Source organism: Streptomyces sp. NBC_00670 (assembly GCF_036226765.1).
Lineage (GTDB): Bacteria > Actinomycetota > Actinomycetes > Streptomycetales > Streptomycetaceae > Streptomyces.
The window spans coordinates 6,577,453-6,589,797 of record NZ_CP109017.1 but is presented as its reverse complement, the minus strand read 5'-3'; the positions used below and the strand labels follow the sequence as shown (position 1 = coordinate 6,589,797).

At 74.3% G+C, this 12,345-nt stretch carries 12 protein-coding genes; 10 read left to right on the top strand and 2 right to left on the bottom strand.

The features are described from left to right. Positions 1-44 precede the first annotated feature (44 nt). A complete protein-coding gene (locus OIE12_RS29020; RefSeq protein ID WP_329140368.1) occupies positions 45-971 on the bottom strand; it encodes a TIGR02452 family protein in 927 nt (308 codons plus the stop codon). A 270-nt stretch (positions 972-1,241) separates the two neighbouring features. Here OIE12_RS29020 and egtA point away from each other — a divergent pair, with 270 nt between their 5' ends. The 8 genes from egtA to OIE12_RS28980 all read left to right on the top strand — a co-directional run bounded on the left by egtA (position 1,242) and on the right by OIE12_RS28980 (position 10,248). Next, positions 1,242-2,525, top strand: a complete 1,284-nt coding sequence (gene egtA / locus OIE12_RS29015) for an ergothioneine biosynthesis glutamate--cysteine ligase EgtA (protein WP_329140366.1) — start codon at positions 1,242-1,244, stop codon at positions 2,523-2,525. Continuing rightward, complete coding sequence (gene egtB / locus OIE12_RS29010) at positions 2,522-3,871, top strand: ergothioneine biosynthesis protein EgtB (protein WP_329140364.1); 1,350 nt, start codon at positions 2,522-2,524, stop codon at positions 3,869-3,871. Before egtA ends, egtB begins: the two co-directional genes overlap by 4 nt. Continuing rightward, positions 3,871-4,677 (top strand): ergothioneine biosynthesis protein EgtC, encoded by an 807-nt coding sequence (gene egtC / locus OIE12_RS29005; protein WP_329140362.1) that lies wholly within the window; start codon positions 3,871-3,873, stop codon positions 4,675-4,677. The genes egtB and egtC overlap by 1 nt, the downstream gene beginning before the upstream one ends. Next, positions 4,674-5,636, top strand: a complete 963-nt coding sequence (gene egtD / locus OIE12_RS29000) for an L-histidine N(alpha)-methyltransferase (RefSeq protein ID WP_329140360.1) — start codon at positions 4,674-4,676, stop codon at positions 5,634-5,636. Before egtC ends, egtD begins: the two co-directional genes overlap by 4 nt. Before the next feature lie 99 nt (positions 5,637-5,735). After that, complete coding sequence (locus tag OIE12_RS28995) at positions 5,736-5,951, top strand: dodecin (protein ID WP_329140359.1); 216 nt, start codon at positions 5,736-5,738, stop codon at positions 5,949-5,951. A gap of 89 nt (positions 5,952-6,040) precedes the next feature. After that, the gene (locus tag OIE12_RS28990) at positions 6,041-6,739 is read left to right on the top strand and encodes a response regulator transcription factor (RefSeq protein WP_329140357.1); all 699 of its coding nucleotides are present in this window, start codon (positions 6,041-6,043) and stop codon (positions 6,737-6,739) included. After that, positions 6,736-8,316 (top strand): sensor histidine kinase, encoded by a 1,581-nt coding sequence (locus tag OIE12_RS28985; protein ID WP_329140355.1) that lies wholly within the window; start codon positions 6,736-6,738, stop codon positions 8,314-8,316. Before OIE12_RS28990 ends, OIE12_RS28985 begins: the two co-directional genes overlap by 4 nt. Before the next feature lie 558 nt (positions 8,317-8,874). Beyond that, complete coding sequence (locus OIE12_RS28980) at positions 8,875-10,248, top strand: carbohydrate-binding protein (RefSeq protein WP_329140353.1); 1,374 nt, start codon at positions 8,875-8,877, stop codon at positions 10,246-10,248. Between the two features lie 112 nt (positions 10,249-10,360). Here the strand turns inward: OIE12_RS28980 and OIE12_RS28975 are convergent, their stop codons facing one another. Continuing rightward, complete coding sequence (locus tag OIE12_RS28975) at positions 10,361-11,149, bottom strand: helix-turn-helix transcriptional regulator (RefSeq protein ID WP_329140351.1); 789 nt, start codon at positions 11,147-11,149, stop codon at positions 10,361-10,363. Positions 11,150-11,269: 120 nt separating this feature from the next. Between OIE12_RS28975 and OIE12_RS28970 the strand changes: the two genes are divergently transcribed. Together OIE12_RS28970 and OIE12_RS28965 are read left to right on the top strand one after the other, a co-directional pair. Then, positions 11,270-11,818 (top strand): DUF2231 domain-containing protein, encoded by a 549-nt coding sequence (locus tag OIE12_RS28970; RefSeq protein WP_329140349.1) that lies wholly within the window; start codon positions 11,270-11,272, stop codon positions 11,816-11,818. Positions 11,819-11,897: 79 nt separating this feature from the next. Then, positions 11,898-12,344, top strand: coding sequence for a hypothetical protein (locus tag OIE12_RS28965; protein ID WP_329140347.1), 447 nt, complete (start codon positions 11,898-11,900; stop codon positions 12,342-12,344). Position 12,345 lies beyond the last annotated feature (1 nt).

Genomic DNA, 12,345 nt, shown 5'->3' with positions numbered 1-12,345 from the left:
CGGCTCCGGACCGGCCCGGCCCCGGCCCCGGCCCCGGCAGCCGTCTAACCGAACGTGCGCGCGAACGCGCCGCGCACCGTCGCCCCCTTCGTACGGTCCAGGACCGCGAAGACGACCCGGTCGAAGCGGTCCGCGAACCGGCCGCCGTCCGCCAGGTGGCCCCGGAACGCGGCGGCCACCTGAGCCGGGTCGTTGCGGAACACCCCGCATCCCCAGGCGCCCAGGACCAGCCGCCGGTGTCCGTGCAGGGCGGCGACCTCCAGGACCCGCTCGGCCCGGACCGCAAGGGCGCGCGGCAGCTCGGCGGCGCGCTCCGGCGCACGGCTCAGCAGCACGCCCGCGTTGGGCGCCGCCGCGGTGAGGAACGCGACCCGGTACGGCTCGTCGAGCAGCCGGCCGTCGTCGTCACGGAAGACGGGGACCCCGGGCGCGTGGACGACCCGGTCGGTGTAGAGCGGGTCGCGGTGCTCCCGGTGGTGGTCGTAGAACGCGCGGACCTCGCGCAGGCAGGCGTACAGCGCCGACGAGCGGCACAGCGCCTCCTCCTGCGCCTGGGCGCCGTTGAGGAAGCCGCCGCCCGGATTCCGGGCCGAGGCGAAGTTCAGCACGGCGACCGAGCCATCGGCGGGCTGGGCATCAGCGGCGGCACCGGCGACCAAGCCATCGGCAGCGACATCGACGGGCGGGGCGGCGGCCTCGGCGGAACCCGCACCCCCCACCAGCCGCCGCGCCGCCTCCAGACTGCTCTCCCCCGTGACCTCCACGGCCACCGGCGCCCGCGACCCCTCCCCCGAGGCCCCCGAGGCCCCTTCGGCGAGCCGCACCGCCCCCGGCCCGTACATCCGCGTCCCCGCCCGCGCGGCCTCGACCGCCGCGGCGAGCGGCACCTCGCGGCCCCCGGGGGCCCGGTACCCGCCCCGCTCCACGATCTCCTGCGTCTGCCGCGCGAGGTCGCGCAGGCGGGCGCTCACGGCATCACCCCCGTGGACGCCGTGAGCGCGCCGCGCGCGCCCTCTCCCCGCACGCCCCCTCGGGCGCGCCTCCCCGTCGTGCTCATGCACGCATCGTGGGCGATGCTGGTCCCGAGCGGCAACGGAGTTTCTCCCTACGCCGGTCCCCTGTGCACCGATTCGCCCCCTTGTGCGAACGGCGTCGAGAGGTTTGGGTGGGACGAGCGTTGTCGGCCCGGCCCCACCCGGTACCGGACCGGCGGCATGGTGGAATCTCAGGAGGATCCCGACATGTCCGATGCGGTGAGCGACTGTAGTGACGGTGCGGAGGATCGCACCGCGCTCACCGAGGCGGAGGTGGAGGCGCTGGTCCGAGGCATCTGCTTCAAGACCGGCCCGCCCCGTCGTCTCGGTGTCGAACTGGAATGGCTCGTCCATGAGCCGCTGCGACCGCGGCTGCCCGTACCACCCGAACGTCTCGACGCGGCCTATGCCGCGCTGCGGACCGTGCCCCTGCGTTCGGCGCTCACCGTCGAACCCGGCGGCCAGCTGGAGCTGAGTTCCGCTCCCGCCGCCTCCCTGATGGAGTGCGTACGGTCCGTCTCCGCCGATCTCGACACGGTCCGCGCCGTCCTGCGCGCGGACGGCCTCGGCCTGTACGGCTGCGGTCACGAGCCGTGGAATCCCCCCGTCCGCTACCTCCGGCAGCCGCGCTACGACGCCATGGAGGCCTGTCTGGACCGCACCGGTCCCGAGGGCCGGGCCATGATGTGCTCCTCCGCCTCCGTCCAGGTGTGCCTGGACGCCGGGTACGAGGAGCCGGGCCCGCTCGGCCACGGCAGGCGCTGGTGGCTGGCGCACACCCTGGGCGCGGTGCTGGTCGCCGCGTTCGCGCACTCCCCCGTGGCCCGCGGCCGTCCCACGGGCTGGCGTTCGACCCGGCAGTACCTGTGGACCTCGATGGACCCGGGGCGCAGCGGCGCCCCGCTTCTCGGCCGCGATCCCCGGGGCGCGTGGGCCGAACGGGTGCTGGACGCGCCCGTGATGTGCGTGCGCCGGGACGACGGTCCCTGGCAGGTGCCCGAGGGGCTGACCTTCCGGGAGTGGACCCGGTCGGCCGACGGCCCGACCCGGGCCGATCTGGAGTACCACCTCACCACGCTGTTCCCGCCGGTGCGGCCGCGCGGTCATCTGGAGCTGCGGATGATCGACGCCCAGCCCGGCGAGGACGGCTGGATCGTGCCGCTGGCGGTGACGACCGCCCTGTTCGACGACCCGGAGGCCGCCGAGACCGCGTACCGCACGGTCAAGCCCCTCGCGGAGCGGGCGGACGGGCGCACGGCCCCGCGCAATCCGCTGTGGACGACGGCGGCCCGTGAGGGCCTCGCCGATCCGGAGCTGCGCGAGGCCGCCGCCGTCTGCTTCGCCGCCGCCGCCGAGGCCCTGCCCCGGCTCGGCGCCGACGACGCCGTACGGGCGGCCGTCGCCGACTTCACCGACCGTTACGTGGCCCGGGGCCGCTGCCCCGCCGACGACCTGCTCGCGCACCACCACGGGAAGGAACCGCGCACATGACCGAGTCCACCTCCCCGACACCCCCCACGGACACCGACCCCGAGGCGCTGCGGAACCGCGCGCTGGACGCGCTGACCACCGCACGGGAGCGCACCGCGCTGCTCACCGAGTGCGTCGAGGAACCCGATCTGCTCGCCCAGCACTCGCCGCTGATGTCCCCGCTGGTGTGGGATCTGGCGCACATAGGCAACCAGGAGGAGCTCTGGCTGCTGCGCGCGGTGGCCGGGCGCGAGGCGATGCGGCCGGAGATCGACGGGCTGTACGACGCGTTCGAGCACCCGCGCGCCGAACGGCCCTCGCTGCCGCTGCTGCCGCCCGAGGAGGCCCGTCGCTACGCCGCCGAGGTGCGCGGCCGGGCGCTGGACGTGCTGGAGTCCACCGCCTTCCGAGGCGACCGGGCGCTGACCGAGGCGGGCTTCGCCTTCGGCATGATCGCCCAGCACGAGCAGCAGCACGACGAGACCATGCTCATCACCCACCAGCTGCGCCGGGGCCCGCAGGCGCTCACCGCCCCGGATCCGGCGCCCGTGCCGCCGTACGACGGTCCGGCCGAAGTCCTGGTCCCCGGCGGCCCGTTCACCATGGGGACGTCCACCGAGCCCTGGTCGCTGGACAACGAACGGCCCGCGCACCGGCGCCAGGTGGCCGCCTTCCACATCGACACCGTGCCCGTCACCAACGCCGCCTACCAGCGGTTCATGGCGGCCGGCGGCTACGACGACGAGCGCTGGTGGCACCCGGCGGGCTGGGCGCACATCCGCGCCCACTCCATCGGGGCGCCGCAGTTCTGGCGCCGCGAGGGCGGACAGTGGCTGCGGCGGCGGTTCGGCGTCACGGAGGTCGTACCGCCGGACGAGCCGGTGCTGCACGTGAGCTGGTACGAGGCGGACGCCTACGCCCGCTGGGCCGGGCGTCGGCTGCCGACCGAGGCCGAGTGGGAGAAGGCCGCCCGCTTCGATGCGGCCACCGGTCGCTCCCGGCGTTACCCGTGGGGCGACGCCGACCCCGGTCCGGCCCACGCCAACCTCGGCCAGCGCCATCTGCGCCCGGCCCCGGCCGGCAGCTACCCGGAGGGCGAATCACCTCTGGGCGTACGGCAGTTGATCGGCGACGTCTGGGAGTGGACGTCGAGCGACTTCGCGCCGTACCCGGGCTTTAGCGCGTTTCCGTACAAGGAGTACTCGGAGGTGTTCTTCGGCCCCGAGTACAAGGTGCTGCGCGGCGGTTCGTTCGCCGTGGACCAGGTGGCCTGCCGGGGCACCTTCCGCAACTGGGACTATCCGATCCGGCGGCAGATCTTCTCCGGCTTCCGCACCGCGCGGGACGCCGGGCCGGAGGCCGTCTGATGTGCCGGCACGTGGCGTACCTCGGTCCGCCCGAGCCGCTGGGCGCGCTGCTCGTGGCGCCGCCGCACGCGCTGTACCGGCAGTCGTGGGCGCCCCGCCGGCAGCGGTACGGGACGGTGAACGCCGACGGCTTCGGCGTCGGCTGGTACGCCGACGGCGACCCGGTGCCCGCCCGCTACCGGCGGGCCGGGCCGATCTGGGCCGACCTGTCGTTCGCGGACCTGGCACGGGTGGTGCGCTCGGGCGCGGTGCTCGCCGCCGTCCGGGACGCCACGCTGTCGGGCGCGGACGCGGAGGCCGCGGCGGCCCCGTTCGCCGGTGACCGGTGGCTGTTCAGCCACAACGGCGCCGTCACCGGCTGGCCCGGCTCCCTCGCGGCGCTCGCGCGCACCCTGCCGGCCGAGGAGGTGCTCGCCCTGGCGGCGCGCAACGACTCCGCGCTGGTCTGGGCGCTCGCGCTCAACCGGCTGCGCGGCGGCGACGAGCCCGGCCAGGCGCTGGCCGACACGGTCCTCGACGTCGCCGCGGCCGCCCCCGGCTCCCGGCTCAACCTGCTGCTCACCGACGGCGACACGATCGCCGCCACCGCCTGGGGCGACACGCTCTGGTACCTGACCGAACCCGGCCGGCGCACGGTCGTCGCCTCCGAGCCCTACGACGACGACCCGCGCTGGCGCGAGGTTCCCGACCGCACCCTGCTCGCCGCGAGCCGCACCGAGGTCCTGCTCACTCCCCTCAAGGAGCCCGAGCCCGACCACCCGGTGCCGCCCGCGCCCACCGCACCACCGAAGGAGCCCCGCACGTGAGCCCGTTCCTTCTCACCCGCACCCTCCCCGAGGGCGCCACCGACACCGCGCTCCGCACCGACGTGCGGCGCGGCCTCACCAGTACCCCCAAGTGGCTGCCGCCGAAGTGGTTCTACGACGCCCACGGCAGCGAACTGTTCGAGAAGATCACCGAACTGCCCGAGTACTACCCGACGCGCGCCGAGCGGGAGATCCTGATGGCCCGCTCGGGCGAGATCGCCGCGGCGTCCGGTGCGCGCACCCTCGTCGAACTCGGCTCCGGCTCCTCGGAGAAGACCCGGCACCTGCTGGACGCCCTGACCGAGCTGCGCACCTACGTGCCCGTCGACGTCAGCGACAGCGCCCTGCGCCAGGCGGGCCGGGCGCTGGCCGAGGAGTACCCGGGGCTCGACGTGCACGCGCTGCTCGCCGACTTCACCGCCTCCCTCACCCTGCCGGACACTCCCGGGCCCCGGCTCGTGGCGTTTCTCGGCGGCACCATCGGCAACCTGATCCCCGAGGAGCGGGCGGCGTTCCTCGCCTCCGTACGGGCGCTGCTGTCCCCCGGGGACGCGCTGCTGCTCGGCACGGACCTCGTCAAGGACGAGTCGGTGCTCGTCGCCGCGTACGACGACGCGGCGGGAGTGACGGCCGCGTTCGACAAGAACGTCCTGAACGTCGTCAACCGTGAACTGGGCGGCGACTTCGATCCCGACGCGTTCGACCACGTCGCCCTGTGGGACGCCGAACGCGAGTGGATCGAGATGCGGCTGCGGTCGCGCACCGCCCAGACCGTGAAGATCCGCGCGCTCGGACTGGCCGTCGACTTCGCGGCGGGCGAGGAACTCCGTACGGAGGTCTCGGCGAAGTTCCGCGAGGACGGGGTACGCGGGGAGTTGGCCGCGGCCGGGCTGGAGCTCGGCCACTGGTGGACGGACAGCGGCGGGAGGTTCGCGCTCTCGCTCAGCACGGTCCGCTGACCGGTGGGGCGGCGCCGCCTCGCGGGGTGGCGCCGTCTGCGGCACGGTGGAGTGACGTGTGTGTGCGTGTGTGCGTCACCGTGGAGAGGAGCGATTCGTATGTCCGACAACGTGTACCGGGTGACCGAGATCGTCGGCAGCTCGACGGAGGGGATCGACGACGCGATCCGCAAGGGGGTTTCGCGGGCGTCCCGGACGCTGCGGAACCTGGACTGGTTCGAGGTGACCCAGGTCCGGGGCCATATCGAGAACGGGGAGATCGAGCACTACCAGGTGGGTCTCAAGGTGGGGTTCCGGCTGGACGACGAGGGCTGAGCGGATTGCGCAGTTCCCCGCGCCCCTGAAAAGCCAGGGGCGCGGGTACCCGGACTCCGCCTCCGTTCCGCGTATCGCAGAATGGAGGCGTGAACCCCGTTCGGCTGCTCGTCGTGGACGACGATCCCCCCATCGCCGATCTCGTGGCCACCGTCGCCCGTTACGAGGGCTGGGAGGCGGTCACGGCGTACTCCGGTGAGGAGGCGCTCAGACGTGCCGCCGCGTTCCGGCCGGACATCGTCGTGCTCGACCTGATGCTCCCCGGCGTCGACGGCTTCGGCGTGCTCGACCGGCTGCGCGGCGCCGGCATGTCCGTCCCCGTCGTGTTCCTCACCGCCCGCGACGGCGTCGCCGACCGCGTCGCCGGGCTCACCCGGGGCGGCGACGACTACCTGGTCAAGCCGTTCGCCGTGGAGGAGCTGATGGCCCGGCTCCGCACGGTGCTGCGCCGCAGCGCCGGGCCCGGCGGCGCGCGCGCCGTGCTGCGGGTCGCGGACCTGACGATGGACGAGGACACCCGCGAGGTCCGCCGCGGCGACCATCTGCTCGCGCTCACCCCGACCGAGTACGACGTACTGCGCTGTCTGCTGCGCAAGTCGCCCGCCGTGCTGACCAAGGCGCAGATCCTGGACGACGTCTGGCAGTACGGCTTCGGCGGCCGGTCCAACGTGGTGGAACTGGTCGTCAGCCGGCTGCGCCGCAAGCTGGAGGCGACCGACGGCGGCGCGGTGCCGCTGATCCACACCGTGCGCGGGGTCGGCTACGTGGCCCGGCGGGCCGCCGAGTGAGACGCCGGGCGCGCCGCGGGCTGCTGGGGACGCCCCGGCGGCTCCGCCTCGGCACCCGGCTCGCGCTGGGCGTGGGCGCGCTGTCGCTGGTGGTGTTCGCGGTGGTCGGCACGGCGTTGACGATGTACATGCGGCAGTACCAGGAGCGTCAGCTCGCCGAGCAGATGAAGCTGGTGCAGGTCGTGCAGACCAAGGACGCCAAGGTGCACGGCACGGTGGAGCGGCGGCCGTACTACGGCTGGTACACCGCCGTGTACGAGGTGAAGGACGGCCACGCCGAGCTGCGCCGCCCCGCCGACGTGCCCGCCGACACCGACGCCCTCGCGGCCGTCGCCGAGGCGCAGCCGGCCTCCGGCTCCGAGCATCTGACCCGCACCGCCCGGATCCCCGGCGAGGGCACGTATCTGCTGCGGGCCTGCCCGGTGGAGCACGGGGTGGTGCTGGTCAGCGCGGCGCCGCTGGCGGACGTGCAGGCGACCACGCGGCGGCTGATCACGGTGCAGGTGGTGACGTTCGCGGCGGCGCTCCTCGCGCTGGTGGTGGCCGGGCGTGCGGTGCTGCGGCGCGGGCTGAAGCCGCTGAGCGACCTGGCGGCCACCGCGCACGACATCACCTCGCACGATCTGACCGACTCCGGGCGGCTGCCGGTGCGCGCCGACGGCCGCAGCGGGGCCCCGGAGATCGAGGAGCTGCGCTCGGCGTTCAACACCATGCTGGAGCACATCGACGGCTCGCTCGCGGTCCGCGCGGAGGCCGAGCGGCGGCTGCGGCGGTTCGTCGCGGACGCCTCGCACGAGCTGCGCACCCCGCTGATGTCGGTGCGCGGGTACGCGGACCTGTTCCAGTACGCGCCCGCCCACTCCCCCGAGGAACGGGACCGGCACCTGGCCCGGCTGCGCGCCGAGGCGGCCCGGATGGGCGTACTCCTGGACGATCTGCTGCTGCTCGCCCGGCTGGACGCGGCGGAGGTGGAGGCGCCGCTGCGGGTGGAGGAGACCGATCTGGTGGAGCTGGTGCGGCGGGCGGCGGACGCGTTCCGCGCGAGCCACCCGGACCGTCCGCTGACCGTGACGGCGGGACCGGGCGAGCTGCGGCTGCGGCTCGACCCGGGCCGGATCCGGCAGGTGGTGGACAATCTGCTGACCAACGCGGCGGTGCACACCCCGCCCGGTACGGAGGTGTCGGTCGGGGTGTCGGTGGAGACACCGCGCCCGGCGAAGACGCCGGTACCGGCGCCCCGTCAGGCACCGCACCCGGCGCCCGCACGGACACCGGCCGACGCGCCCGGCGGGCACGGCGTCACCGGCACCGCCCCCGGTCCCGTTACCGCGCCCGCCGGTCCCGGCACCGCCGTCGTCCGGGTCACCGACGCCGGTCCCGGGATACCGGCCGCCGACCGGGGGCGGATCTTCGACCGGTTCTACCGTGTCGACAAGGCCCGCAGCCGCGACCGCGGCGGCAGCGGGCTGGGGCTCGCGGTCGTCCGGTCCCTGGTCGAGGCGCACGGCGGCACCGTCGACGTGACGGGCGGCCCCGGGGCGACCACGTTCACGCTCAGGATTCCGTTGACCGCCTAGACCCGACCCGGGCCACCTCCTCCGGCAGCATCGTCGGGGCCTCCCGCAGCACCGTCTCCGCCACGGGGTAGGCCACCTCGGTCACCCGGCCGGTCGCCGACCCCGTGGCGAGGCCGCCGTCGGCGTGCGCGGTGCCGACGGGGAGGAGCATCAGTCCGCCTCCCATGGCCAGGACGACCGCCCGACGCATCCCCGTACGGGCTTCACCAACCGTCACCTTCGACTCCTTCCGCCTGCCGGGGCGCTCGCCCCGGGCGGGCCCACGCTGGCAGGGCGACCGCGCGACACGCGAACGAAAACCCCGCTCGTCCCACGGACGGAGGAGCTGGGAGCCGTCCCGCTGACGAACGCACGGACCGGCCGTCCTCCGCACGGGCGGACGCACGCGGACATTCATCACACAGCGGACCCCCGCCCGGCCCCGGCGGGCTCTCCCCCGCCCCGCGCCCCCGGAACGGGTCAATCCCGGCATCTTTTGCCGCGTTTGCGGCAATGCCTACGGCTTCGAGAGGTTCCGCGAGGTTCCCCGTTCCGTCGAAGCTGAGGGAGTACCACCTGATGGCCCGTAGACACGTCGGCGCAGGCTGTGCCGTCCTGACCGTGCTCGGTTCGCTCGTGCTGGCGAACCCGTCCCAGGCGACGGCCACCGCCTCGTCCGTGCCGCCCGCCGACGGCCCCTCGGCGGCCCGGACGCTCGGCGCCGACCGGCCCTCGGCCGAGGTCCTGCACGCGCTCCGGCGCGACCTGGGGCTGACCGCGGCCCAGGCCCGGCAGCGGCTGACGAACGAGGCGGAGGCCGGCACCCGGGCGGGCCGGCTGCACAACGCGCTCGGCACCCGCTTCGCCGGTGCGTGGGTGCACGGGAAGACGTCGGCCGGGCTGACCGTCGCCACCACGGACAAGGCGGACGTCGCCGCCATCGAGGCGGGCGGCGCCGACGCCAAGGTCGTCAAGGTGGCCCTGGCCGACCTGCGGAGCGTGAAGACGAAGCTGGACAAGGCGGCCGCCGTCACGAAGGGGCGGCAGACCCCGGTGCGGTACGTCGACATCCGCAACAACCGGGTGACCGTGCAGGCCACCAGCAGGGCCGCGGCGGACGCGCTGGTGAAGGCCGCCAAGGTGGACCGGACGCGGGTCGCGGTGAAGGTGTCCAAGGACCAGCCGCGCGCGCTGTACGACATCACGGGCGGCGACGCGTACTACATCAACGACGAGGCCCGCTGCTCCGTCGGGTTCTCCGTCACCAAGGGCGAACAGCAGGGTTTCGTCTCCGCCGGGCACTGCGGCAGCAAGGGCGACACGACCACCGGGTACAACCAGGTGGCCCAGGGCACCTTCCAGGACTCGGTGTTCCCCGGCCACGACTACTCGTGGGTCGCCACCAACGACGACTGGACGGCCACCCCGCACGTCAAGGGCGAGGGCGGCGCGGACGTGACGGTGTCCGGCTCGGTGGAGGCGCTGGTGGGCGCCTCGGTCTGCCGCTCGGGCTCCACCACGGGCTGGCACTGCGGCACCATCGAGGAGCACGACACGAGCGTGACCTACCCGGAGGGCACCGTCGACGGGGTGACCCGGACGACGGTGTGCGCCGAACCCGGCGACTCCGGCGGCCCGTACGTCTCCGGCAGCCAGGCGCAGGGTGTCACCTCCGGCGGCTCCGGTGACTGCACCAGCGGCGGGACGACGTACTACCAGCCGGTCAACCCGGCGCTGAGCGCCTTCGGTCTGACGCTCACCACCGACACGGCCACCACCGAGACGCCGGGCACCACACCGGAGCCGCAGTCCGGCACCTGGGCGGCGGGCGCGGTGTACGACGTGGGCGCGAAGGTGACGTACGGCGGTGTCACCTATGTGTGCCTTCAGCCGCACCAGGCGCAGGGCGCGTGGCAGCCGGCCACGACGCCGGCGCTGTGGCAGAAGGTCTGAGTTCCGCGCGGCGCGACGGCGTCGCGCACCACCGGCCGGGGCCCGCGGCGCGGGTCCCGGCCGCGTGCCGGTGGGCCCACGGCCCGACCGGCGGCGGCCGGCTCCGCCGGCGTCAGCCGTCCTCGGCCGTCCGGTCCTCGGGAGCCGCCCGCTCCTCACGGGCCGTCCGGTCCTCGTCCTCGGTGTCGCCCGGGGTGAGCCGCACGCAGCACTCCCCGGGCTCGGGAGCCAGGACGGCCCGCACCCCGTTGACCTCCAGCCCGCTCAGGCAGCCGGAGAGGAAGGCCTGGTTCATGCCGCACACCAGGTCGGGCGCCCTGCTCGCCAGCGGGTGGAAGGGGCAGTTGCGCAGCCGGAGCCGGGTGGGGGTCTCCCGGACGGGTTCGTAGCCGTACTCGTCCAGCAGGCGCTCGCACGCGGTCAGTCCGCGCTCGGGGCCCAGCCGTCCCGGGCGGGTCTCCTCCCGCGCGCTGCGGCCCATGTGCCGGCCGCGTCGTTCCGCGCTGCGCACGGCCGCCTGCGCGGCGTTCTCGTCGGCACCCTCGGTCAGGACGGCGTCCAGGAGGAGGTCCGCCAGGAGCTCGTGGCGCCGGTCGGGGATGTTCACGGTGATCTGCGCGTCGGTGGGCTCGTACACCTTGGGCCGCCTGCCGACCTTGCGGATGCCGCCCGGTGCCTCGTAGCGGGCCCGGAGGAGGCCGGCGTCGACGAGCTTGTCGAGGTGGAAGGCGGCGAGCTTGCTGGATATCCCGGCGCTCGCGGCGGCCTCGTCGCGGGTGACGGCGTGACCGGCGCGGCGGATGAAGAGGAACATGCGCCGCCGCGAGTCCTCGCTCAGCGCGCTGACGGAGTCGATGGCGCGGTCGGCCGCGTCGGCCCGTGAGGAGGATTCGTAAGCCACGCGTCCACAGTAACTCCCACGCGCGTAGGCACAAGTGTTCCCAAGGGTCCTCCATCTGGGCACCTTGACACCCCCCAGCAATTAAACCAACAATGGTTGGTGAAACTACTGGAGGTCGTCATGTCCGATCAGTCTCCCCCGCAGGCGAAGCGTCCGGTCAGCGCCCCGCTCGCCGGCCCGTACGGCCATCCGTTCCACCCGATCCTGGTGACCGTGCCGATCGGTGCCTGGGTGACCAGCCTGGTGTTCGACATCGCCTCGCACGTCGTCGACCGGCCGGGCTTCCTGACCCAGGCCTCGGAGTGGCTGATCGCCGTCGGCGTGATCGGCGCGCTGCTCGCGGCCGTGGTCGGGTTCCTCGACCTGTTCGCGATCCCGACGGCCACCCCGGCCTTCCGCACCGCCCTGCTCCACATGACGCTGAACCTGCTGGTGACCGCCGCCTATGTCGTCAACTTCCTGTGGCGGCACGCCGACTACACCGACGGGGGAAGCGTGGGCATCGGCAGGCTGGTGCTGTCCGCGATCAGCGTGGCGGCGCTCGGTGTCTCGGGGTTCCTGGGCGGCAAGCTCGCCTACCGGTACGGCGTCCGCGTCGCCGACGAGCACACCCAGGCCGAGGGGTACACCACCGGCGGCCGCCCGCGGAACGCGCGCCCCGCCGCCTGAGCGGCCCCGGCCCACCTTCCCCGCCCGGCGACCGGGTCCCGCCGGCCGCCCCTCACCCCCGTTCCCCCTGGAGTTCCTCATGGACATCGCCGCACTCATCGCCTGGGTGGTCACCGCTCTCGGCGGCTTCTACCTGCTCGGCACCTGGATCCGGCGTGGCGGCATCCAGCAGCAGCAGTCCGGCACCAGCCGCCTGCCCGCCCCGGTCCTCTTCGGCCACTTCGCCCTGGCCGCCGTCGGCCTGGTGGTGTGGATCGTCTACGTCGTGGCCGACAAGACCGCTCTCGCCTGGACGGCGTTCGGTCTGCTGCTGCCGGTCGCCCTGCTGGGATTCGTGATGCTGGCCCGCTGGATCCCCGTCCACCGCGGCCGTGTCGCGGCCGCCGCCGCCTCGGGCCCGGGTGCCGAGGCGGCCGTTCCGGCCGAACGGCACTTCCCCGTGGCGGTGGTGGTGGCACACGGCCTGCTCGCGGTGGTCACCCTCGTCCTGGTCCTGCTGACCGCCCTGGGTGTGGGGGGCAGCTGAC

What these genes read in the sequence shown, in the direction of transcription:
- egtA (WP_329140366.1), top strand. Translation starts at nt 1,242, where the DNA reads ATGTCCGATGCGGTGAGCGACTGTAGTGACGGTGCGGAGGATCGCACC.
- egtB (WP_329140364.1), top strand. Translation starts at nt 2,522, where the DNA reads ATGACCGAGTCCACCTCCCCGACACCCCCCACGGACACCGACCCCGAG.
- egtC (WP_329140362.1), top strand. Translation starts at nt 3,871, where the DNA reads ATGTGCCGGCACGTGGCGTACCTCGGTCCGCCCGAGCCGCTGGGCGCG.
- OIE12_RS28995 (WP_329140359.1), top strand. Translation starts at nt 5,736, where the DNA reads ATGTCCGACAACGTGTACCGGGTGACCGAGATCGTCGGCAGCTCGACG.
- OIE12_RS28980 (WP_329140353.1), top strand. Translation starts at nt 8,875, where the DNA reads ATGGCCCGTAGACACGTCGGCGCAGGCTGTGCCGTCCTGACCGTGCTC.
- OIE12_RS28970 (WP_329140349.1), top strand. Translation starts at nt 11,270, where the DNA reads ATGTCCGATCAGTCTCCCCCGCAGGCGAAGCGTCCGGTCAGCGCCCCG.
- OIE12_RS28965 (WP_329140347.1), top strand. Translation starts at nt 11,898, where the DNA reads ATGGACATCGCCGCACTCATCGCCTGGGTGGTCACCGCTCTCGGCGGC.